This is a genomic window from Methylobacterium indicum (assembly GCF_001043895.1).
Lineage (GTDB): Bacteria > Pseudomonadota > Alphaproteobacteria > Rhizobiales > Beijerinckiaceae > Methylobacterium > Methylobacterium indicum.
On the sequence record NZ_JTHF01000035.1, the window covers coordinates 1 to 22,868 of the forward strand.

Annotated in this window: 19 protein-coding genes; 8 read left to right on the top strand and 11 right to left on the bottom strand. The window is 71.3% G+C overall.

The features are described 5' to 3' along the window. On the bottom strand, positions 1-849 hold an 849-nt coding region (locus QR78_RS04655; protein WP_048426356.1), incomplete at its 3' end, for a PA0069 family radical SAM protein. Between the two features lie 125 nt (positions 850-974). On the opposite strand from QR78_RS04655, the gene QR78_RS04660 reads away from it, so the two are divergent. Together QR78_RS04660 and QR78_RS34820 are read left to right on the top strand one after the other, a co-directional pair. Continuing rightward, positions 975-1,490 carry a hypothetical protein gene (locus QR78_RS04660; protein ID WP_048426341.1) on the top strand — a complete coding sequence of 172 codons (516 nt, stop codon included), beginning with the start codon at positions 975-977 and terminating at the stop codon, positions 1,488-1,490. A 255-nt stretch (positions 1,491-1,745) separates the two neighbouring features. Beyond that, the gene (locus QR78_RS34820; RefSeq protein WP_158004009.1) at positions 1,746-1,892 is read left to right on the top strand and encodes a hypothetical protein; all 147 of its coding nucleotides are present in this window, start codon (positions 1,746-1,748) and stop codon (positions 1,890-1,892) included. 113 nt (positions 1,893-2,005) lie between these two features. Here the strand turns inward: QR78_RS34820 and moaB are convergent, their stop codons facing one another. The 3 genes from moaB to QR78_RS04675 form a co-directional block, all read right to left on the bottom strand. Continuing rightward, the gene (moaB, locus tag QR78_RS04665; protein WP_048426342.1) at positions 2,006-2,566 is read right to left on the bottom strand and encodes a molybdenum cofactor biosynthesis protein B; all 561 of its coding nucleotides are present in this window, start codon (positions 2,564-2,566) and stop codon (positions 2,006-2,008) included. Beyond that, positions 2,563-3,468 (bottom strand): KPN_02809 family neutral zinc metallopeptidase, encoded by a 906-nt coding sequence (ypfJ, locus tag QR78_RS04670; RefSeq protein WP_048426343.1) that lies wholly within the window; start codon positions 3,466-3,468, stop codon positions 2,563-2,565. Before ypfJ ends, moaB begins: the two co-directional genes overlap by 4 nt. 116 nt (positions 3,469-3,584) lie before the next feature. Continuing rightward, on the bottom strand, positions 3,585-4,520 hold the full coding sequence (locus QR78_RS04675) for a uracil-DNA glycosylase (RefSeq protein WP_048426344.1): 936 nt from the start codon (positions 4,518-4,520) through the stop codon (positions 3,585-3,587). Between the two features lie 194 nt (positions 4,521-4,714). On the opposite strand from QR78_RS04675, the gene QR78_RS04680 reads away from it, so the two are divergent. After that, the gene (locus QR78_RS04680; protein ID WP_048426345.1) at positions 4,715-6,379 is read left to right on the top strand and encodes an electron transfer flavoprotein-ubiquinone oxidoreductase; all 1,665 of its coding nucleotides are present in this window, start codon (positions 4,715-4,717) and stop codon (positions 6,377-6,379) included. A 257-nt stretch (positions 6,380-6,636) separates the two neighbouring features. Here QR78_RS04680 and QR78_RS04685 read toward each other — a convergent pair whose 3' ends face one another. After that, positions 6,637-8,592 carry a methyl-accepting chemotaxis protein gene (locus QR78_RS04685; protein WP_053220796.1) on the bottom strand — a complete coding sequence of 652 codons (1,956 nt, stop codon included), beginning with the start codon at positions 8,590-8,592 and terminating at the stop codon, positions 6,637-6,639. A gap of 364 nt (positions 8,593-8,956) precedes the next feature. Between QR78_RS04685 and QR78_RS04690 the strand changes: the two genes are divergently transcribed. Further along, positions 8,957-10,816, top strand: a complete 1,860-nt coding sequence (locus QR78_RS04690) for a tetratricopeptide repeat protein (RefSeq protein ID WP_179945831.1) — start codon at positions 8,957-8,959, stop codon at positions 10,814-10,816. A gap of 104 nt (positions 10,817-10,920) precedes the next feature. After that, complete coding sequence (locus QR78_RS04695; RefSeq protein WP_048426346.1) at positions 10,921-11,808, top strand: 4-(cytidine 5'-diphospho)-2-C-methyl-D-erythritol kinase; 888 nt, start codon at positions 10,921-10,923, stop codon at positions 11,806-11,808. A 214-nt stretch (positions 11,809-12,022) separates the two neighbouring features. Here QR78_RS04695 and QR78_RS04700 read toward each other — a convergent pair whose 3' ends face one another. Next, entirely contained in the window at positions 12,023-13,051 is a 1,029-nt protein-coding gene (locus tag QR78_RS04700; RefSeq protein WP_048426347.1) for a polyprenyl synthetase family protein, read from the bottom strand. 202 nt (positions 13,052-13,253) lie between these two features. Between QR78_RS04700 and QR78_RS04705 the strand changes: the two genes are divergently transcribed. Beyond that, positions 13,254-13,487, top strand: a complete 234-nt coding sequence (locus QR78_RS04705) for a putative signal transducing protein (RefSeq protein WP_048426348.1) — start codon at positions 13,254-13,256, stop codon at positions 13,485-13,487. Beyond that, positions 13,471-14,262: a tRNA1(Val) (adenine(37)-N6)-methyltransferase gene (locus tag QR78_RS04710; protein ID WP_048426349.1), complete on the top strand. Its 792-nt coding sequence runs from the start codon at positions 13,471-13,473 to the stop codon at positions 14,260-14,262. Before QR78_RS04705 ends, QR78_RS04710 begins: the two co-directional genes overlap by 17 nt. A 235-nt stretch (positions 14,263-14,497) precedes the next feature. Here QR78_RS04710 and dprA read toward each other — a convergent pair whose 3' ends face one another. The 4 genes from dprA to QR78_RS04730 all read right to left on the bottom strand — a co-directional run bounded on the left by dprA (position 14,498) and on the right by QR78_RS04730 (position 18,705). Further along, a complete protein-coding gene (gene dprA / locus QR78_RS04715; RefSeq protein WP_048426350.1) occupies positions 14,498-15,685 on the bottom strand; it encodes a DNA-processing protein DprA in 1,188 nt (395 codons plus the stop codon). Between the two features lie 56 nt (positions 15,686-15,741). Then, a complete protein-coding gene (gene plsY, locus QR78_RS04720; protein ID WP_048426351.1) occupies positions 15,742-16,341 on the bottom strand; it encodes a glycerol-3-phosphate 1-O-acyltransferase PlsY in 600 nt (199 codons plus the stop codon). Further along, the gene (locus QR78_RS04725; protein WP_048426352.1) at positions 16,341-17,636 is read right to left on the bottom strand and encodes a dihydroorotase; all 1,296 of its coding nucleotides are present in this window, start codon (positions 17,634-17,636) and stop codon (positions 16,341-16,343) included. The genes plsY and QR78_RS04725 overlap by 1 nt, the downstream gene beginning before the upstream one ends. Before the next feature lie 121 nt (positions 17,637-17,757). Further along, entirely contained in the window at positions 17,758-18,705 is a 948-nt protein-coding gene (locus QR78_RS04730; RefSeq protein WP_048426353.1) for an aspartate carbamoyltransferase catalytic subunit, read from the bottom strand. Positions 18,706-18,894: 189 nt separating this feature from the next. On the opposite strand from QR78_RS04730, the gene topA reads away from it, so the two are divergent. Then, positions 18,895-21,720, top strand: coding sequence for a type I DNA topoisomerase (gene topA / locus QR78_RS04735; protein WP_048426354.1), 2,826 nt, complete (start codon positions 18,895-18,897; stop codon positions 21,718-21,720). Positions 21,721-22,284: 564 nt separating this feature from the next. Here topA and QR78_RS04740 read toward each other — a convergent pair. Then, a complete protein-coding gene (locus QR78_RS04740) occupies positions 22,285-22,665 on the bottom strand; it encodes a hypothetical protein (RefSeq protein WP_048426355.1) in 381 nt (126 codons plus the stop codon). Positions 22,666-22,868: the final 203 nt, after the last annotated feature.

Consider the following 22,868-nt stretch of genomic DNA (forward strand, 5'->3'; position numbering starts at 1 on the left):
GTCCTCGCCCGCCGGATGGAGCCCCGCGCCCCGCATCCCGAGAAGCGCCTCGCGAGCGCGGGCCAGCACCGCCTCGATCTCGTGGTCGTTGAGGCCCGGGATCAGCGGCGCCACCAGTGCCATCGTGGGCACGCCCGCCTCCGCCAGTCTCCGGATCGCCGCGAGGCGCTTCTCGGGATGCGGGGCGCGGGGCTCCATCCGGCGGGCGAGGACCGGATCGAGGGTGGTGACGGAGAGGGCGACCTTCACCAGCCCGTCGCGCGCCATCTCGCCGAGGATGTCGAGGTCGCGCAGCACGAGGTCCGACTTGGTGACGAGGCCGACCGGGTGCCGGAAGCGCGCCAGCACCTCCAGGATCTGCCGCGTCAGGCGGTAGCGCCGCTCGATCGGCTGGTAGGGGTCGGTGGCGGTGCCGAGCGCGATGGTGCGGGGCACGTAGCCCCGGGCCGAGAGTTCCTCCTCGAGGAGCGCCGCCGCATCCGGCTTGGCGAAGAGCTTGGTCTCGAAGTCGAGCCCCGGCGAGAGTCCTGCATAGGCGTGGTTCGGCCGGGCGAAGCAGTAGACGCATCCGTGCTCGCAACCGCGATACGGGTTGATCGAGCGATCGAAGCCGATATCGGGCGACGTGTTGCGGGTGATGATGCTGCGCGCCCGTTCCAGCGTCACCTCGGTGCGCAGGGGCGGCAGCTCCTCCTCCCGGTCCCAGCCATCCGCGAAGGCCTCGCGGGCGCCCGGTTCGAACCGCCCGGTCGGGTTGGCGGTGGCGCCGCGCCCGCGGCGGGTCTCCGCCGCCGGGGTCGATCCCTGGAGGCGGCGCGCCTCCCGTCCGCAGCCCGCTTCCATCGACATCTCCACCGTCGCCGCGGCGGAAAATCGAACATAACAAGAACGAGCGCAAGAGCCGGATCGAGATTCCCCGCAAGTGCCGACGATCGAGGCAGGACGCGCCGCGTCCCATCCGCTATGGCGCGATCATGTTCACGGCAGTCATCCATCTCCCCGGCGCGATCACGCCCGAGCGCATCGACGCCCTCGCCGATACCCTGGCGGCCCTGGTGGCCGGCGTCGCGGCGGGCGTGGTGGGCGACGCGGTGATCGCGGCGGCGCATCCCGAGGACCCGGACGTCGCCACCATGGCGGAGAGCACCGGGGCGGCCCTGGTGGCGCGGGGGCACAACCCCTGGGCGGCGGCGGCCGGGCCGGCGCGCCGGCCCTGGCTGCTGTGCCTGGAGGCCGGCGACGTGCCGGCGGAAGGCTGGATCCGCACCCTCGACCGGTTCGCCGCCACGACGAGCCCGGAGGCGGTCGGCCGGCTGCGGCGCCCGCATGCGCCCCTCTTCGAGCGGATCGCCGGACGGCGCGAGGCCCTGACCGGCACGCGGCAGATCCGGGCCGGCGACCTCGTGAGGGCCGAGGCCCTGCGGGCGGGCCTGCCGCTCAAGGTCCGCCTGCCCGTCAGGCCCCTGCGGGCGGCGCTGCTGCGGGGATGAGGCCGCGCGCGTCGCGGACGCATCGATAACCGCCGCGATTTCGCTGTTCGAGGGCGACCACGCCTCCCCGTGGTACCGGCGAGTCTGAGCGACGCCGTGCGGACGACATCGCGCGTTAAAAACTCTTAATGCTTAAGACCGTCGTTTCCGGCCGGATCCCGGCAACCCGGGCGATCTTCGGCGATTAACTCAGTGCAGCAACGGTCATCCTGCTGCATGACCCAAAGGAAAGCATCCGAGCTGGGAGCTGATCCGATGACGAACCCTGGGGATTTCCGTGAGGCCATTCTGGCCCTCATCGTTCTTGGCGGCAGCGCCTTCACGGTCGAGAACTACGTCCGGCATCGCGTGTGGCCGCGGTCGGACACCAAGCGTGCCGACGGCGATGCCTGCACCGGCTGAGCGGATCGCGGCGGGTCTCCCCGGGGCAGCCTCACGACGGCCCCGGGGAATGCCGTCACGACCCTCGCCGACATGGGACGCACCCGTCATGACGATTGCGCGCCGCGATCGCGTCACGGGCTCGGCGGCGCCCCGCGCTTCAGGTGCTCGTCGAGTCGGGGCATGATCTCGACGAAGTTGCAGGGCCGGTGCCGGTAATCGAGCTGGGCGGCCAGGATGCCGTCCCAGGCGTCCCGGCAGGCCCCGGGCGAGCCGGGCAGCACGAACACGTAGGTGGCGTTCACCACTCCGGCGGTCGCCCGCGACTGCAGCGTCGAGGTGCCGATCTTGTCGTAGGAGATGCGGTGGAAGATGGCCGAGAACCCGTCCATCCGCTTCTCGAACAGGGGCTCGAGGGCTTCCGGGGTCACGTCGCGGCCGGTGAAGCCCGTGCCGCCGGTGGTGATCACCGCATCCACCGCCGGATCCGCCGCCCAGGCCTTCACCTGAGAGCGGATCGCCTCGACCTCGTCCGGCACGATCGCCCGGTCGGCGAGCCGATGGCCCGCTTGCCCCAGCCGCTCGGCGAGGGTGTCGCCCGAGCGGTCGTCGGCCAGCGTACGGGTGTCCGAGACGGTGAGCACCGCGATGCCGAGCGGCACGAAGGCCCGGGACGCGTCGAGGCGGGCCGTCACAGCTGCGAGGCCCGGAACGTGTCGCAGGACTGGGTCTGGCCGCTGCGATAGCCGGTCTGGAACCAGCGCATGCGCTGGGCCGAGGAGCCGTGGGTGAAGGAATCCGGCACCACGTAGCCCTGGCTCTGCTTCTGGAGCTTGTCGTCGCCGATGGCGCTCGCCGCCTGCATCGCCTCCTCGATGTCGCCGGGCTCCAGCGAATTGAAGCGGTCGTTCGAGTTCTTGGCCCAGACGCCGGCGAGGCAATCGGCCATCAGCTCGACGCGGACCGAGAGGGCGTTCGATTCGCGCTCGCCGACCTGCTGCTGCTTCTGCTGCACCTTGGGCAGGATGCCGAGCACGTCCTGGACGTGGTGGCCGACCTCGTGGGCGATCACGTAGGCATAGGCGAAGTCGCCCTTGACGTGGAACTTCTGCTCCATCTCCTTGAAGAAGGTGGTGTCGAGATAGACCTTCTTGTCGAGCGGGCAGTAGAACGGACCCATGGCGGCCCGGGCCTGGCCGCAGCCGCTGCGGGTGCCGCCGGTGTAGAGCACCATCGTGGTAGGGGTATACTGCTTCCCGGTCTGGTTCGGCAGCACCGTCTTCCACACGTCCTCGGTGTTGCCGAGGATCGCGGCGGCGAACTTGCCGGACTGGTCGGTCGGCGCGCCGGTGCGCCGGTCGGGCTGCGGCTGGCCCTGCTGTTCCTGCGGCGCACGCGGGCGCGTCATCTGCTCGGCGCCGCCGATCAGGATCGCCGGGTTGATGCCGGTGACCCAGCCGATGATGCACAGGATGACGACGGTGCCGATGCCCAGGCCCCCGGCGCCACCGCCCGGAAAACCGAATCCGCCGCCGCCGCCACCCTCGCCGCGGCGGTCTTCGACGTTGTCGGAGGTGCGAAAATCTTCCCAGCGCATGGTAGCGTCCCGTCGGCCCGTGAACCTTGGCCGCGACGGCTACGCGGCGCAGGCGAAAGGCTCAAGGGTAATCGACGGGAGCCGGCACGGTTCCGCTTGCCCGCATGCGCCGGCTCTCAGCGCCCGCCCTCGTCGAGGGCCGCCCGCAGGGCCCGGAAGTCGCGCCAAGCGAGGCGCTTCTGCAACGGCTGGCGCAGCAGGTAGGCCGGGTGCAGGGTCGCGAGCAGCCGGATCTCGCGCTTGTCGGTGCGGTAGGGGAACCAGCGGCCGCGGGACTTCAGGATGCCGTCCTTGGTGCCGGCCAGCGCCTGGGTGGCGACGCCGCCGAGGCAGACCAGGATGTCGGGATCGGCGAGCGCGATCTGCCGCTCGATGAACGGCTTGCAGGTCGCGAGCTCCTGCGGGGTCGGGTTGCGGTTCCCCGGCGGGCGCCAGGGTACGACGTTGCCGACATAGGCGTTGGTGCGGTCGAGCCCGACCGCCGCCATCATCCGGTCGAGGAGCTGGCCCGAGCGGCCCATGAACGGCTTGCCGATCCGGTCCTCGTCGGCGCCCGGCGCCTCGCCGACGAACATCACCTTCGCCTGCGGGTTGCCGTCGGCGAAGACGAGGTTCTTGGCGGTGAAGCGCAACGCGCAGCTCTCGAACCGGGCGAGCAGGGCTTCCAGCTCCTCCAGGCTCGCCGCGGTGGCGGCGAGTTCCCGGGCATCGCCCGCCGCCTCGCCCGGAGCCGCGGCGGCGGAGCGGCCGTAGGTGTTCGGCGGCTCGGCGCGCGGGGCGTCCTGTCGGGGCGGCTCCTGCCGAACCGGCTCCTGACGGGGAGCGTCCTGGCGGACAGATTCATGGCGGAAAGACTCATGGCGCGGCGCCTCGTGCCGCTCCATGTCCCGCTGGACCGGGGCCTCGGCCTCCGTCCGGGCGGCGCGGCGCGGCGCTTCCGGCTCGGCGAAGCGGTCGTGCGGCGTCTCGTCCAGCGCGACGTCGACGCCGGCCTCGACGTGGAAGTCGAGGAAGGAGAGCAGGTCGCGGCTGTCGGGAGCATCGGGCGTCATGGAGTGAGATGTGGCGTGCCGCGCGGCTGTGGACAACCGGCGCGACATGACGCGCACAGGCATTCTCGCCGGTGCCGTCGGGGTCGGACGCTTGCACCCGGGGACATGCCGTCGCACGGTCCGGCCGACGGAACCGCTTGAGGCGGCCCGAGATCGTTTATATGTGAACTATCAGGACAGAAGGGAGAGACGGGATGGAGCTGCCGGAACGCGAGGCGATGGACTTCGACGTGGTGATCGTCGGAGCGGGCCCGGCCGGGCTGGCTGCCGCCATCCAGCTGAAGCAGCTCGCCGTTGAGGCCGGCACCGAGGTGTCGGTGGTGGTGGTCGAGAAGGGCAGCGAGGTCGGCGCCCATATCCTGTCGGGCGCGGTGGTCGATCCGAGCGGCCTCGACTCCCTCGTGCCGGGCTGGCGCGAGGACCCGGACCGCCCCCTCAAGACCGAGGTGGTCAAGGACGAGTTCATGTTCCTCGGGCCGGCGGGCGGCCTCTCGCTGCCGAACATCGCCTTCCCGAAGCTGATGAGCAACCACGGCAACTTCGTCGGCTCGCTCTCGAACGTCACCAAGTATCTCGGCCGCAAGGCGGAGGAGCTCGGTGTCGAGATCTATCCGGGCTTCCCGGCCGCCGAGATCCTGTACGACGACGCGGGAGCCGTGGTCGGCATCGCCACCGGCGACCTCGGCATCGCCCGCTCGGGCGAGGCGCGGGACGACTTCACCCGCGGCATGGAGCTGCGCGCCAAGTACACGGTGTTCGGCGAGGGCGCCCGCGGCTCGCTGACCAAGAAGCTGATCGACCGCTACCGCCTCAACCAGCATTCCGACCACCAGAAGTACGGGCTCGGCGTGAAGGAGCTGTGGCAGGTCAAGCCGGAGAAATTCCGGCCCGGACTGGTGCAGCACTCGATGGGCTGGCCGCTGCCGAACAAGGCCGGCGGCGGGTCCTGGCTCTACCACTTCGACGACCATCTGGTCTCGGTCGGGTTCGTCACGCACCTGAACTACGAGAACCCGACCCTGTCGCCGTTCGAGGAGTTCCAGCGCTTCAAGACCCACCCGATGATCCGGGACGTGTTCGAGGGTGCCAAGCGCATCGGCTACGGCGCCCGGGCCATCATGGAAGGCGGCTGGCAATCGGTGCCGAAGCTCGTCTTCCCGGGCGGCTGCCTCGTCGGCGACTCGGCCGGCTTCGTCAACGTGCCGCGGATCAAGGGCTCGCACAACGCGGTTTTGTCGGGCATGCAGGCCGCGGGGGCGATCCACGAGGCGCTGGCCGCCGGCCGGGCCCAGGACGAGCTGACCTCCTACGAGGAGGGCTGGCGCGCGAGCCCGATCGGCTACGACCTGAAGCGCGTGCGCAACGTCAAGCCGCTCTGGTCCAAGTACGGCACGGTCGTCGGCGTGGGCCTCGGCGGCCTCGACATGTGGCTCAACGAGCTCGCCGGCCTGTCGCTGTTCGGCACGCTCAGCCACGGCAAGCCGGACTATGCCTGCACCAAGCCGATCAAGGACGTGAAGCCGATCAAGTACCCCCGGCCGGACGGGGTGCTGACCTTCGATCGCCTGTCGTCGGTCTACCTGTCGAACACCAATCACGAGGAGGACCAGCCGGTCCACCTCCAAGTCAAGGATATGGGCCTGCAAAAATCCTCCGAGCACGACGTGTTCGGCGGGCCGTCCGGCCGCTACTGCCCGGCCGGCGTCTACGAGTGGATCGAGGAGGGCGGTGCGCCGCGCTACCAGATCAACGCGCAGAACTGCGTCCACTGCAAGACTTGCGACATCAAGGATCCGAACCAGAACATCAACTGGGTCACCCCGGAAGGTCCTGGCGGTCCGAACTACGTGAATATGTAGGATCGATTAGGTTTTGCCGGCTCTGCAGAATGGAGCGCATCTCCCCTCTCCCACACGGGAGAGGGGCCTGGGGATCGAAGATCCCGCGTGAGGGTGCTACGGTCTTGGGTTTGGCTCAAACCGTTCCGTTGCCAGCACCACGCTGAGTGCTTCACGCTGAAACGTGTCACCCTCGCGCGATCTTCGATCGCCCCTCCCCCTCTCCCACACGGGAGAGGGCATCCCGCGACGTCTCGTGACCGGCGGAGAAGCGGGTTTCACGCCGCCCGGATGGTGGTGAGGAACCGCCCCACCTCCCCGCGCAGGTGCTCGGACTGGCGCGCCAGTTCTCTGACGGCGGACAGGACCTGCGTGGCCGCCGCGCCGGTCTCGTCGGCGGCACCCGCCACCTGGACGACGCCGCCCGTGACCTCCCCCGTGCCCTTGGCGGCCTCGCCGATGTTGCGCACGATCTCCCGGGTCGCCGCGCCCTGCTCCTCCACCGCCGCCGCGACGGCGGTCGAGGCGTCGCTGATCTCGCCGATCCGGCCGGCGATCCCGCCGATCGCCGTCACCGCCTTCTCGGTCGAGCCCTGGATGCGGGCGATCTGCTCGGCGATCTCCGCGGTGGCGCGGCCGGTCTGGCCGGCGAGCGCCTTGACCTCGGCGGCCACCACCGCGAAGCCGCGACCGGCCGCACCGGCGCGGGCCGCCTCGATGGTGGCGTTGAGGGCGAGCAGGTTGGTCTGATCGGCGATCGACGAGATCAGCCCGAGCACGTCGCCGATCCTCGCCGCGCCCTGCTGCAGGTCGTGGACGAGGCGCGCCGTCTCCCCGGCCGCGTCGGAGGCGGTGCGGGCCATCTCGGCCGAGGCGCCGATCCGGCGCCCGATCTCGTCCACCGAGGCGCCGAGCTGGCCCGCCGCCGCCGCCACGGTGGCGACGTTGGACGAGGCCTCCTCGGCGGCGGCCGCGACGCCGGTGCTCTGGTCTGCCGTGCGCCCGGCGATCTCGGTCATGCCGCGGGCGGTCGCCTCCATCTCCGAGGCGGCGGCCGTGACGGCGACGAGGACGCCGCCGACGGCCGTCTCGAACCGGTCGGCGAGGTCGCGCAGGGCCGCGCGGCGCTGCGCTTCCGCCCCGGCGCGGGCCAGGGCCGCCTCCTGCTCCAGGGACGCGGCCCGGGCGAGGCCGTCGCGCAACTGCACCATCGCGGCGGCCATCGCGCCGATCTCGCTGCGGGACGACGCCGTCGGCACCGCTACCGTGAGATCGCCCGCGGTGAGGCGGCGCATTGCCTCGATCATCCGGGCAAGCGGGCCGGTCACGCCACGCACCAGCAGCAGGGCCCCGCCGCCGACCGTCGCGACCGCGACGGCGAGGATCGCCAACGCGGTCACGAACCAGCGTTCGCTCGCGTGGATCTCCCCGGTCACGAAGGTGTCGAGGGCCGTGGTGGCGGCGGTCCGGGCCTCGCCGATGCCGGCGATCACCTCGGTCGCCTGGCGGAACCAGTCCTCGGCGGCGACCGGATAGGGCTCGCGAGCGGCGCCGGCACGGAACACCGCCGCGCGCGTCGCCTCGAACGCCTCGATCCGGCGCGTGGTACCGGCGAGCGCGTCCTTGAATGCCGGTCCGAGGGCCGCCTCGGAGGCGCGGGCCGCGGCGAGCGCGCCCTCGATCCGGCCGGCGGAGGCGGCGAGGCCGCGGATCTGGTCGATGCTCAACGGCTGGCGCCCGGCGATCACGCCGTTGAGGCGCCCGCGCTCGCGGCCGGCATATTCGCCGGCCTCCCAGAGCGCGCGCTTCACGTCGAGACCGTGATGGATCGTCCCGGGCATCGATCCGGTGACCCCGGCCCGCACCGCGTCGAACAGCGCCAACTCGCGGGAGATCACTCCGGTGGCGGCAGGAAACCAGGCGGCGGCGAGATCGGCATCGGGCGTGCCGGCCAGCACGCGGTCGACACGCTGGCGCAGGGCGGCGAGGTCGCGGCGCGCCTCGCACAGGGCGGCGGCGGCGGCCTGGGACGCGGTGTCGTCCCGGCGCAGACCCTCCAGGGCACCGGCGAGCCGGCGGTCCCCGTCTTCCCGCAAGCGGGTGAGGGCGGGGTGCTCCGAGGATGGCGGCGGCTTGGCGAGCCAGCCGGTGGCGAGTCCGCGCTCGGCCGCGAGCGACGCCGCGGCGGCGGCGAGACCATCGGTGACCCGGTTCGCGTCCGCCGCGCGCCGCATCACCTCCGCCTGATGCCAGGCTTCGGAGACCTGATAACCAGCAAGCCAAACCAGCAGGCAGCCGACCGCGCCCAAGATGGCAAAAATTTGTGAACGTAATGACATATTCGGCGGCTCGGTTCAGGTAGTATCGACCAGTATCCGACCTCTGTATCGCGGCGAATGCTTAAAATTTACGTTACAGGTTGTATTGCAACCGGGATCACGGTTATGCCGCGAGGCGACGCGCGAGCCGGCACGGTGCAGCCCCCCCGACACATCGCCGCCGCCGTTTGGTCTTGCCGCTGCCCCGCGCAAGGTCCAATGTCGCGCCGATTTCGCGTGCCGGCGCCGCGGCCGGCGCGACCACGGAGCCACGAGTTTGGTGCTCAAGACCCGAATCCCCGCCCCCCGCCGCGGACGTGCGCTCGCCGCGCTGGCTCTCCTTCTCACCGTCTCGACGGCGCCGGCCCTCGCCGCGCGGCTGCCGGTGCGGGAGGTGGCGCCACCGCAATCCTACGAGCCGGCCGATTCGCTGGAGGGCAACTTCCTCGCGGCCTACATCGCCGGGGCCTCGCGCGACACCGCCGCCGCCGCGACCTACTATCGGGAGGCCGTGAAGGGCGACCCGCGCAACGCGGAACTCCTCGAGCGCTCCTTCGTGGCCCTCCTCGCGGACGGCTCCCTGCCGGAGGCGTTCCGCGCCGCCGAGAAGCTGACGCAGCGGGACGGGGCCAACGGCCTCGCCCAGCTCGCGCTGGGCGTGCAGAAGATCAAGGCCAAGCAATACGGCGCGGCGCGGCAGAACCTGCAGCGCGGCGGCAAGGGCGCGGCGGCCGACCTGACCTCGACGCTGCTCACCGCCTGGTCCTATGCCGGGGCCGGCGACGGCAAGAAGGCCCTCGAGACGATCAACAAGCTCAAGGGCGAGCGCTACTACAACGTCTTCCGCGACTATCATGCCGGCCTCATCGCCGCCCTCGTCGGTGACAAGGTCGAGGCGGAGCGCCGGCTGAAATCGGCCTACGATTCCGACCGCAACACCCTGCGCATCGTCGATGCCTATGGCCGCTTCGAGGCCGAGTCGGGCCGGCCCGACCTCGCGGTGGCGGCCTACCAGGAATTCGACAACGTCCTGCCGCGCCACCCGATCGTGCGCGACGCCCTGGACAAGCTGAAGGCCGGCAAACCGCTGACGCCGCTGATCAACTCGGCCCAGGAAGGTGCCGCGGAGGTGCTCTACGGCCTCGGCTCGGCCGGGACCTCGCAGGGCGACGAGCTGCCGGCGGTGGTCTACCTGCGCCTCGCCCTCTACCTCGCCCCCGAGCATTCGCTGGCGCTGCTCACCCTCGCCGACACCCTGGAGCGGATGAAGGCACCGGACCGGGCGAACGAGGTTTTCGCCCGCATGCCGGCGAGCTCGCCGCTCAAGCTCAACGCCGACATCCAGATCGGCCTCAACCTGGAGCAGATGGGCAAGGGCGAGGAGGCGATCACCCACCTCGACCAGGTCGCCAAGACCTATCCCAACGACATCGACGTGATCTCGGCGCTCGGCAACGTCCAGCGCTCGCGCAAGAAATACGCCGAGTCGGCCCAGACCTACACCAAGGCGATCGACCTGATCGGCGACCAGCCGGCGCGCAACTACTGGACCCTGTACTACTTCCGCGGCACGTCCTACGAGCGCGCCAAGGAATGGCCGAAGGCCGAGGCCGACCTGAAGAAGGCGCTCGAACTGGTGCCGACGACGCAGCCCAACGGCCGCGCCCAGGTGCTGAACTACCTCGCCTATTCCTGGGTCGACCAGAACCAGAACATCGACGAAGCCTTCCGCATGCTCAAGCAGGCGGTCGACCTGCAGCCGCGCGACGGCATGATCATCGACAGCCTGGGCTGGGCCTATTACCGCCTCGGCCGCTGGGACGACGCGGTGCGCGAACTGGAGAAGGCGATCGAGCTGAAGCCCGGCGATCCGACGATCAACGACCACCTCGGCGATGCCTACTGGCGCGCCGGCCGGCGGCTCGAGGGCAAGTTCCAGTGGCAGCACGCCAAGGACCTGAACCCCGAGCCGGAGGATCTGGCGAAGATCGAGGCCAAGCTGAAGGACGGCCTGCCGGAGCTTGAGAAGCCGGCCGCCACCGCCGACAGCCAGCCGGCGCCGCAGCCCGAGATGCCGAAGGGCGCCCCGGCCCCGACCGAGCCGCCGGCCATGGGCACGGAGACGAAGAGCGGGGGCTGAAGCTCCCTCCTCCGCCCCCATCGAGATGCGGATCGCGGGCGCGGTGCCGGACAGGCACCGCGCCCCTTCGCCGTTGAAGACCTGCCGTTGAAGAGACGTCGTCCGTGCCAGCCCTCGCCACCCGCGCGCCCGCCAAGATCAACCTGACGCTGCACGTCCTCGGCCGGCGCCCCGGCGACGGCTACCACGCCCTGGAGAGCCTGGTGGTCTTCGCCGGCTCGTCCGCCGGCGACCTGCTGACCCTGGAGCCGGGACCGGCGCTCGATCTCGTCGTCACCGGTCCGACCGCGGGCCCCGCCGGTCCGCTCGACGACAACCTGGTGATGCGGGCCGCCCGCCATCTCGCCGCCGAGGTGCCCGGGCTGGCGGTCGGGCGCTTCCGCCTCGTCAAGCGGCTGCCGGTCGCGGCGGGGATCGGCGGTGGTTCGTCGGACGCGGCAGGCGCCCTGCGGCTGCTGGGCCGCCTCAACGGCCTGTCCCCCGACCATCCCACCCTGATGGCGGCGGCGCGCCGCACCGGCGCCGACGTGCCGGTCTGCCTCGATCCGCGGGCCCGGATGATGCGGGGCGCCGGCGAGGCGGTGGGCCCCGCCCTCCCCCTGCCGCCGATGCCGGCGGTGCTGATCAATCCGGGCGTCCCGGTCGAGACGGCGCCGGTCTTCCGCGCCCTCGGGCTCAAGGTCGGCGAGGCGCATCCCCTGGCCGCCGAGACCCATCCGGCGGTCGACGGGCTGTCTGGTCTCGACGCCCTGTTCGCCCGGATCGCGCCGGCCCGCAACGACCTCGAAGCCCCGGCCCTGACGGTCGCCCCGGTGATCGGCGACACGCTCGCGGCCCTGCGCGATCAGGCGGATTGTCGGCTCGCCCGGATGTCGGGTTCGGGGGCGACGGTGTTCGGGTTGTTCGGCCACCGCTCGGCGGCGGTCCGGGCGGCGCGCACCATCGCGGCGGCGCAGCCGGGCTGGTGGGTGCGGGCGACCTTGTTACGCTGAACCAGGGAGGCGCGGGCTTCCCCCAGGCCGGTCGGCGCGCGTGGATACAAGCATCGACCGGCTGCACCTGCCTCTCTCGCGCGTCCCCGAAGCCACGGGACGCGCCGTCCGGAATGAGGCGGAAGAGGATGGCCTCGGGTGCCGGGTCGTTCCCGTGCACCGATCGCCCAGGCCTTGTCGAACAGGTATTCGAACAGGCCTTGGGGCGGGCGCTTCAGCGCGCCCGCGCGATGCAGAAATCCACGGCTTCGAGCAGCGCCCGCTTCATCGGCCCGTCCGGGAAGAGCGCCAGCGCATCCTTGGCCATGGCGCCGTAATGGCGCGCGCGCTCGATCGTGTCCTCGAGGGCGCGGTGGCGGCGCATGATCGCGATCGCCTCGTCGAGGTCGCGCGATTCGTCGATCTCCTGGCGCTCCAGGGTGCGGCGCCAGAACGTCCGCTCCTCGTCGTTGCCGCGGCGGAACGACAGCACCACCGGCAGGGTGATCTTGCCCTCGCGAAAGTCGTCGCCGACGTTCTTGCCGAGATCGGCGCTGGTGCCGCCGTAATCGAGGGCGTCGTCGACGAGCTGGAAGGCGATACCGAGATTCATGCCGTAGCTGCGGCAGGCGGCGATCTCGGCCGCCGGACGCTCGGCGATGACCGGCCCGACCTCGCAGGCGGCGGCGAACAGCTCGGCGGTCTTCGCCCGGATCACCGCCAGATACTCGTCCTCGGTGGTCTCGGTCGAGCGGGCGGCGGTGAGCTGCATCACCTCGCCCTCGGCGATCACCGAGGCGGCGGAGGACAGGATGTCGAGGGCGCGCAGCGAGCCGACCTCGACCATCATCTTGAAGGCCTGGCCGAGCAGGAAGTCGCCGACGAGGACGCTCGCCTCGTTGCCCCACTTGATCCGGGCCGCCACCTTGCCGCGGCGCATGTCGCTCTCGTCGACCACGTCGTCGTGGAGCAGCGTCGCGGTGTGCATGAACTCGACGCTGGCGGCGAGCTTGACGTCGCCGTCGCGTGCCGGGTCGTAGTTGCTGAGCGCGGCGGTCGCCAGGGTCAGGATCGGACGCAGGCGCTTGCCGCCCGAGGAGATCAGGTGGTTGGCGACCTCCGGGATCATCGTCACGTCGGAGCCGGTGCGCGACAGGATCATCGCGTTGACGCGCTCCATCCCGCCCGCCACCTGCCCGACCAGGGCGTCGAGGCTGGCCTCCGGATCGGAGGGTCTCTCGTGAAGGGGAAGTACGACGCCCACGCCCGCGCGATCTCCTGAGAGCCGCCCCCCAAGACGGGGCACCTCGATCAATTCCCGCCCCCTTTGGCACGCGAGCGCCCCCGGCGGCAACACGCAAGCTGCCGCAAGGCCCGGAACCGGCGTGGCGGGCTGGGGATGCGACGCAACCGGACACGAGGTGTGGTATGGCCGCCGCGATCCGAGAAGGACCCCGCCCCTCACCATGATCGAGCTTCTCCGCACCAACGACCTCGTCCTGATCGGCTTCGCGGAATCGCTCCTGACGGGCGCCGATATTCCGGTTCTCGTCGCCGACAACCATATCAGCGTGATGGAGGGGATGATCGGCGCCTTCCCGCGCCGGCTGCTGGTGCCGGAGGACCATGCCCGCCAGGCCCGCCGCCTCCTGGTCGATGCCGGCCTGTCGCACGAGTTGCGCGATGCCCCCCGTCCCTGACCAGGAGTCTCGCCCGGATTCCTGCCCGGATTCCTGCCCGGACTCTTGGCTCGGCGGCCGGCTCTCCCTGCGCCAGCCGGCGCGCGGCGGCCACCGGGCCGGAACCGACGCGGTGTTGCTCGCCGCGATGGCCGGCGCGCGGCCGGGCGAGACCGTGTGCGACCTCGGCGCCGGCACCGGCGCGGTCGGGCTCGCGGTCGCCCTCGCCTGCCCCGAGACGCGGGTGATGCTGGTCGAGCGCGACGAGCAAGCCGCGAGCCTTGCCCGGATCAACGCCGAGGCGAACGGGCTCGCCGACCGGGTCGAGGTGATCGAGGCCGATGTGACGGCGCCGGGCCGCTCGCGGCGGGCAGCCGGTCTCCTGCCCGACACGGTCGACCTGCTCCTCACCAACCCGCCCTTCTTCGAGCCCGGCCGGCACCGCACCTCGCCGGTCGCCGCCAAGGCCTCGGCCCACGGCTTCTCGGAGCCCGACGGGCTGGAGGCATGGCTGCGCACCTGTGCCGACCTGATCCGTCCCGGCGGCCGGCTGGTGCTGATTCACCGTGCCGACGCGCTTCCCGCCTGCCTCGACGCGATGGCGGGGCGGTTCGGCGGCATCAGCGTCACGCCGGTCCAGCCGCGGGCGGGGACGGCGGCGATTCGGGTGCTGGTGGCGGGCATGCGCGGCAGCCGGGCGCCGTTCGCCCTGGCGCCGGCCCTGGTGCTGCACGGGCCGGACGGGCGGTTCACGCCCGAGGTCGCGGCGATGCACCGGGGTGAAACAATATCGTAGTGTTCCCGCGAAACCAGGAAGTCGCGGGGGCCCCTCTCCCGTGTGGGAGAGGGGTTAGGGGTGAGGGTGACACGCTTCAGTGTCAATCGCTGAGCGTGGTGCTGGTAGCAGGACGGTCGGAGTCTGACTCAGGACCGTAGCACCCTCACCCCTAGCCCCTCTCCCACACGGGAGAGGGGAAGCGCATTATTCTGAAGCGCCAATGCAATTTCTGGCGTGATCGCACCCGCGCCTCTCACCGCAGCGACACCGTCCCGCCCGGATGCCGCCAGATCTTCCCGTCGAGCTCCAGTTCCATGAGCAGGCCCTGCACCACCCGGGCCGATAGCCCGGCCTGCCGCGCCAGGGCATCGACCGGCACCGGGGACGGGCCGAGGAGTTCGAGCAGGATCGCCCGGTCGTCCTGGCGCGCCAGCGGCCGCGGGGCTTCGTCCAGGGGGCGTTGCGCCGGCTCGGCCGCCATGGCGGTGACCGGCTCGGCGGAGAAGTCGATCTCGTCCCAGTAGAGCGCGGGCTCCAGCCGGTCCGCCGCGTCTTCGGCGCCCGCCTCCGGCGTCGGCCCGCCGATCAGCGGCGTCAGCACCGCCATGACGTGCTCGGGGGCGGCGCACAGCGTGGCGCCGTCGCGGATCAGGTCGTTGGTACCCTCGGCCCGGGGATCGAGGGGCGAGCCCGGCACGGCGAAGACCTCGCGGCCCTGCTCCAGGGCGAAGCGGGCGGTGATGAGCGAGCCGGAGCGGCGCGCCGCCTCGACCACGACCGTGCCGAGGGACAGCCCCGAGATGATGCGGTTGCGGCGCGGGAAGTCGCGGCCCCGCGGCTCCCAGCCCATCGGCATCTCGGCGACGAGGGCGCCGCCATTGTCGAGGATGCGGGCGACCAGCTCCTCGTGCTCGGACGGGTAGATCCGGTCGTGCCCGCCGGCGAGCACCGCGACGGTGCCGCTCTGGAGCGCCGCCTTGTGGGCGCGGGCATCGACGCCGCGGGCCAGCCCTGAGACGATCACCAGCCCCTCGGCGCCGAGCGCGTGCGACAGCCGCTCGGTGAAGGTGAGGCCGGCGGCGGACGCGTTGCGCGAGCCGACGATGGCGACGGCGGGCCGCTTGAGGCAGGCGGCGTCGCCGCGCAGGCAGACGAGCGGTGGCGCGTCCGCCGTGGCCTGGAGCGGCAGGGGGTAATCCGGCTCGCCCATCGCCACGAACCGGGCGCCGAGGCGCGCGGCCGCCGCGATCTCGCGCTCGGCCTCGGCCTTGGTGGCGACCCGGATCGGCTTGCCCCGCGCCTTGGCGAGGTCCGGCAGGGCCTTGAGCGCGGCACCCGCCCCGCCGAAGCGGTTGACCAGGCCTCGGAAGGTGCGCGGGCCGATGCCCTCGGAGCGGATCAGCCGGAGCCAGTCGAGGCGCTGCGCATCGCTTAACTGCAAGACCCATCCCCCCTCGAAGGTCCGTCGAACCTTGGGTGAGGGTCGATGTCAGACCTTCAGCCCTTTTGGCCGATACGCCCCTCCGTGCCCGCGGCGAGGCGGCGGATATTGGGTGCGTGCTTCCACCATAGCAGCAGGGCGAGCACGCAGAACAGCACCGCGAGGCGCCCCTGCCCGAACGCCCACAGGGCGACGGGCGTGGCGGCCGAGGCCGCGAGCGCCGAGGCCGAGGAGTAGCGCAGCAGGACGGCGAGGCCGAGCCAGATGACGGCGAAGACCAGGACCCCGAGGGGAAACAGCCCGAGCAGCACGCCGATGAAGGTGGCCACACCCTTGCCGCCCTTGAAGCCGAGCCAGACCGGGAAGAGGTGGCCGAGGAAGGCGCCGAGCCCCGCGGCGAGCGCCGCGTCCGATCCGCCGAACCGCGACGCGAGCAGCACCGCGACGGTGCCCTTGAGCGCGTCGCCGAGCAAGGTCGCGGCCGCCAACCCCTTGCGGCCGGTGCGCAGCACGTTGGTGGCGCCGATATTGCCCGATCCGATCGCCCGCACGTCGCCGAGGCCGGCGAAGCGCGTGAGGATCAGCCCGAAGGGAATCGCACCGAACAGGTAGCCGATGACGAGCCAGAGGGCGATTTGCGTCCAGTCCGGCGCCATCAACGCGTCTCCCCGTGACGGTGGACGATGCGGCCGGCGACCATGGTGAGCGAGGCCTGTCCTTGCAGCCGCGCCTCGTCGAAGGGCGAGTTCTTCGAGCGCGACTTCAGCTGGCGCTTGTCGAGCACGTAGGGCGCGTCCGGGTCGATCAGCACGAGGTCGGCGGGGGCGCCGGGGCTGAGGCGCCCCGTCTCGCGGCCGAGCACCCGCGAGGGCGCGGCCGAGAGGGCGGCGAGCAGCCGCGGCAGCGAGACGTCGCCGGCATGGACCAGGCGGAGGGCGGCGGCGAGCAGGGTCTCGATGCCGAGCGCCCCGTCGGCGGCCTCGGCGAAGGGCAGGCGCTTGGTCTCGACGTCCTGCGGGTTGTGATCGGACACGATCACGTCGATCACGCCCTCGTTCAGCGCTGCCACCACGGCCTGGCGGTCGGCCTCGGTGCGCAAGGGAGGCGAAAGCTTGCAGAAGGTGCGGTAGTGGCCGATGTCGTTCTCGTTCAGCACCAGGTTGTTGATCGAGACGCCGCAGGTCACCGGCAGCCCGGCCTCCTTGGCGCGGCGCACGATCTCGACCGAATCGGCGCAGGAGATCATCGCGGCGTGGTAGCGCCCGCCGGTCAGGCGCACGAGGCGGATGTCGCGCTCGAGCAGGATCGTCTCGGCCTCCCGCGGGATGCCGTGGAGCCCGAGTCGCGAGGCCATCTCGCCCTCGTTCATCACCCCGTCGCCGACCAGCGTCGGCTCCTCGACGTGCTGCATCAGCAGAACGCCGAAATCGCGGGCATAGGTCAGGGCGCGGCGCATCACCTGGGCGTTGGTGACCGCCTTGAGCCCGTCCGTGAAGGCGACGGCGCCGGCCTCGGTCAGGAGCCCGAACTCGGTCATCACCTGGCCGGCGAGGCCCTTGGTGATGGCGGCCGCCGGCAGGACGTGGATGCTGGCGGTGTCGCGGGCGCGCCGCAGGACGAAGTCGACGATCGCCGGCTCGTCGATCGGCGGATTGGTGTCGGGCATGCACACCAGCGTGGTCACGCCGCCGGCCGCAGCCGCCGCGCTCGCGCTGGCAAGCGTCTCGCGGTGCTCGGCGCCCGGCTCGCCCACGAAGGCGCGCAGATCCACGAGGCCGGCGGTGAGCACCTGCCCCCCGCACTCGATCACCTCGGCGCCCTCGGGCACGGAGGCGGGTCTGCCCCAATGGATGTCGGCGATCACCCGGTCACGGACGAGGACCGCGCCCGGGCCCTCGCGGCCGGTGGCGGGGTCGATCAGGTGGGCGTTGGTGAGGAGGAGTGTGGTCATGCGATGCGGTCTGTGGTCGGCTGAGGGGAGCCACATCGTTCAACGTCGCGCCGCCCCTCTCCCGGCTCGCTCCGCTCGCCACCCTCCCCCGCGGAGGGGGGAGGGTTGGCCGTCGTGCCAGTCACGCGTTCGGCAGGTGCGTCGCCAGCGCTTCCAGCACCGCCATCCGCACCGCGACGCCCATCTCGACCTGTTCCTTGATCAGCGACTGCGCGCCGTCGGCCACCTCGGACGAGATCTCGACGCCGCGATTCATCGGGCCCGGATGCATCACGAGCGCGTCGGCCTTGGCGTGGCTCAGCTTGTCGCCGTCGAGGCCGAAATAGCGGAAATACTCCTTCACCGAGGGCACGAAGGAGCCGTTCATCCGCTCGCGCTGGAGGCGCAGCATCATGACGATGTCGACGTCTTTCAGCCCCTTGCGCATGTCGGTGAAGACCTCGACGCCGAAGCGGGCGAGCCCCGGCGGCAGCAGGGTCGAGGGGCCGATCACCCGCACCCGGGCGCCGAGCGCCATGAGCAGGATGATGTTCGAGCGCGCCACCCGCGAATGCAGGACGTCGCCGCAGATCGCGACGGTGAGCCCCTCGATCCGGCCCTTGTTGCGCCGGATGGTGAGGGCATCGAGCAGCGCCTGGGTCGGGTGCTCGTGAGCGCCGTCGCCGGCATTCACCACCGCGCAATCGACCTTGCGGGCGAGGAGATGCACCGCCCCGGCCTGGTGGTGGCGCACCACGATGATGTCGGGGCGCATCGCGTTCAGGGTCGCGGCGGTGTCGATCAGGGTCTCGCCCTTCTTCACCGACGAGGAGGCGACCGACATGTTCATCACGTCGGCGCCGAGGCGCTTGCCGGCGAGCTCGAACGAGGACTGGGTCCGCGTCGAGGGCTCGAAGAACAGGTTGATCTGGGTACGCCCGCGCAACGTGGTGCGCTTCTTCTCGACCTGGCGGCTGATCTCGACGGCCTCGTCGGCACGGTCGAGGAGCGCCACGATGTCGAGGGGCGACAGGCCCTCGATGCCGAGGAGGTGGCGGTGCGGGAAGCCGGGGGGTGCCTGGGTGCTCATCCTGAGCGAAGGGCTATAGGAGCGGCGGCAGCCCGCCGCAAGGAGCGTCGTCGGACCATTGGCGGTATTTGACAACCGCCGCGTCATCACCCACTTGTCCGCTTCGCCGCGCTAAAACCCGTGCCGGCCGCCCCGCACAAGTTGAAGCCCGATCTGCCGCGGTGTGCTCTTCGAAGAGGCAGCCCGTCCATGAAAGTCGTCGTCGTCGAGTCGCCGGCCAAAGCCAAAACGATCAATAAGTATCTCGGCAGCGACTACGAGGTGCTGGCCTCGTTCGGGCATATCCGGGATCTTCCGGCGAAAGACGGCTCGGTCGATCCCGAGCAGGACTTCCATATGCTGTGGGAGCTGGAGGATCGCGGGGCGAAACGCGTCGCCGAGATCGCCAAGGCGGTGAAGGGCGCCGACACGCTGATCCTCGCGACCGACCCGGATCGGGAGGGCGAGGCGATCTCCTGGCACGTCCTCGAAGCGCTCCAGGCCAAGAAGGTGCTCAAGGACGTCGCGGTCGAGCGCGTGACGTTCAACGCCATCACCAAGGACGCGGTGGCGACCGCGATGGCCCAGCCGCGGGCGATCGACCAGGCTCTCGTCGACGCCTACCTGGCGCGCCGCGCGCTCGATTATCTCGTCGGCTTCAACCTCTCGCCGGTGCTGTGGCGCAAGCTCCCGGGCGCCCGTTCGGCCGGCCGGGTTCAGTCGGTGGCGCTCCGCCTCGTCTGCGACCGCGAGCGCGAGATCGAGACCTTCAAGCCGCGCGAATACTGGTCGATCGTCGCGACGCTGAAGACCGAGAGCGGTGCGGTGTTCGAGGCCCGGCTGGTGGGCGCCGACGGCAAGCGCATCCAGCGCCTCGACGTCGGCACGGCGGAGGAGGCCGAGGCGTTCCGGCGCGACCTGGAGCTTGCCACCTTCACGGTCGCCTCGGTCGAGGCCAAGCCCGCCAAGCGCCACCCGCAGCCGCCCTTCACCACCTCCACCCTGCAGCAGGAGGCCTCGCGCAAGCTCGGCCTCGCCCCGGCCCAGACCATGCGGGTGGCGCAGCGGCTCTACGAGGGCATCGAGATCGGCGGCGAGACCGTCGGCCTCATCACCTACATGCGGACCGACGGCGTCGACATGGCTCCCGAGGCGGTGGCCCAGGCGCGCCAGGTGATCGGCACCGAGTACGGCGACGCCTACGTGCCCGGCGCGCCCCGCAAGTACAGCGTCAAGGCCAAGAACGCCCAGGAAGCCCACGAGGCGGTGCGCCCCACCGACCTCGCCCGGCTGCCGAAGGACGTGGCGCGGTTCCTGGAGCCCGAGCAGGCCAAGCTCTACGAGCTGATCTGGACCCGCACGGTGGCGAGCCAGATGGAATCGGCGGAGCTGGAGCGCACCACGGTCGAGATCTCGGCCCAGGTCGGCCCGCGCCGCATCGATCTGCGCGCCACCGGCCAGGTGGTGAAGTTCGACGGCTTCCTCACCCTCTACCAGGAGGGCAAGGACGACGAGGAGGACGAGGAATCCCGCCGCCTGCCGCCGATGAAGGCCGGGGACGGGCTCGCCCGCGAGCGCATCGCCGCGACCCAGCACTTCACCGAGCCGCCGCCGCGCTATTCCGAGGCGAGCCTGGTCAAGCGGATGGAGGAGCTCGGCATCGGCCGGCCCTCGACCTACGCTGCCGTGCTTCAGGTTCTGCGCGACCGCGAATACGTCAAGATCGACAAGAAGCGTCTGGTGCCGGAGGACAAGGGCCGGATCGTCACCGGCTTCCTGGAGAGCTTCTTCCGCCGCTACGTCGAGTACGATTTCACCGCCGACCTGGAGACGCAGCTCGACCGGGTCTCGAACGCCGAGATCGACTGGCGGTCGGTGCTCCGCGACTTCTGGCGCGACTTTTCCGCGGCGATCGCCGGCACCAAGGAGCTGCGCACCACGGAAGTGCTGGAAGCGCTGAACGGGCTTCTCGCCGAGCACATTTTTCCGGCCAAGGCCGATGGGGGCAATCCCCGTGCCTGCCCGAACTGCGCCAGCGGCCAGCTCTCGCTCAAGCTCGGCAAGTTCGGCGCCTTCGTCGGCTGCTCGAACTACCCGGAGTGCAAGTACACCCGCCAGCTCAACGCGACCGGCCTCGACGGCGACGGCGAGGGTTCCGGGGAGGGCGGCCAGCCCGGCGTGCGGGTGCTCGGCGACGATCCCGAGACCGGACTGCCGGTGACGCTCCGCGACGGCCGCTTCGGCCCCTTCGTGCAGCTCGGCGAGGCCTCGACCGAGAAGGGAGCCGAGAAGCCCAAACGCTCCTCCCTGCCCCGCGGTCTCACGCCGTCGGCGGTGGATCTCGAGAAGGCGTTGAAGCTCCTCTCGCTGCCGCGCGAGGTGGCGCGTCACCCGGAGACCGGCGAGCCGATCCTCGCCAATATCGGCCGCTACGGACCCTACGTTCAGCACGGCAAGACCTACGCCAATCTCGGCAAGGACGACGACGTGCTGGAGGTCGGCGCCAACCGCGCCATCGACCTGATCGTCCAGAAGGAGCAGGGCGGCGGGCGCCCGGCGCAGGATCCCGGCCGCCTGATCGGCACCGCGCCGGACAGCGGCAAGCCGGTCACCGTCAAGGCCGGCCGCTACGGCGCGTACGTCACCGACGGCGAAATCAACGCCACGCTGCCCAAGGGCGCCTCGGCCGAGGCGGTGACCCTCGAGGAGGCGTTGCGCCTGATCGCGGCCCGCCGCGAGGCCGGCGGCGGGACGAAGAAGAAGGCGAGCGCCCGCAAGGCGCCGGCCAAGGCGTCGGCGAAGGCGGCCGGCAAAACGGCAACCAAGGCGAGCGGGAAGTCCGCCAAGGCGGCCGGGAACGACTCGGCGGAGGTCGCGGCTGCGGAGGACGGCGACGCGAAGGCCAAGCCCGCCGCCCGCAAGACGGCGACCAAAGGTACGGCCACCAAGGCAGCGGCGACCAAGCCGGCCGCGGCCAAGACGGCCGCGGCCAAGAAGCCCGCGGCGAAGGCGGCCAAAAGCGCCGCCGGGGAGTAGCGCGGCCGGCGGGGAACTGCCCCGCTCGAACCACGTTTCCCTCCCGAAGGCGGGTTCCCCAATCGCCGACGACGGTTCGCCCGCCGAGGTCCTAACCCTCCGGCGGGCGTGCTTTTTCCGGCGATATCGATGGGCTTTGCGCCGCCCGGCATGACTTCGCCTCGCGGGAGGCGTCGCTTCCGCCTTGCTCTCCATCCACATTCATACAGCCGAGAACCGGGCTTTCGCGTCGCAGGCGAATTCAGCTTGATCGTGGCGTCGAGTCCTCACTCCTGCCTTGATTGCGGCGCCTCCTGCCCATCGACCCGGCCGCGGATCCGACCCGGCCTCAAGCCAGCTCAGCGAGGCAGCAGCGTGCGGTTCATCGGTATCTTCGGAGCGCTCCTCTCCGTCGCCCTCGTGCTCACGGTCGGCGCACTGTGCACTCTCGTCGCGGCGCCGTTCCGTGCTGCCCTGGCGTTCCGGCGCGCCTGACGGACGACCGATCCCGGCGGCACTCCGTCGGGATCTCGCAGCTTGCCGCGACGCACCGGCGCGTCGCGGCCCTTGATGCCGTCGCTCTCCTCAGGCCGCGGCCCTGACGAGCCAGATCGCGGCCGAGAGCCCGACCCCCGCGACGCCGATGAAGCCGACATACAGAGCGAGCGTCGGGTCGGTGCGGTCATGGGCGTAGCCCGGCTTGCGCGGCGACAGGCGCCAGCGCTCCTTGATCTCGGCGAAGCGCGCGCGGGCGATGTCCTTCGGCGACAGGGCGTTGCCGCCCGCCTCCTCGCAGGTCCCGAGCATCGCCATGCCGGGATCGAACACCTCGACCTTGTCGCCGCTGCGACCCGAATCGATGTCGCCCTTCAGCATGGCCGTGTTCGGCTTGTCGGCGTCGACGGGCGCCGGTGGGTCGGCGCGCTGCGCCGAGAGGTGGGGCGGGATATCGGTGTCGTAGGCCATCGTTCTGTCTCCCGACGTTTCAGCGAGGCCGGTCGGTTCGGCGCCTCGCGATGATCCGGGGGACTACGTTCGGCGCGTTGCGAAGTTCGCCGGTCGACGTGTCCTGCGGCATGGCGGCAGGCCCGTAAGGCTATCCGGAGCGAGGTTCGCGCCCTCGCGGATCCGGGTCGGGGCCGCCGTCGGGAAGATCGCCGCCGAGCCGA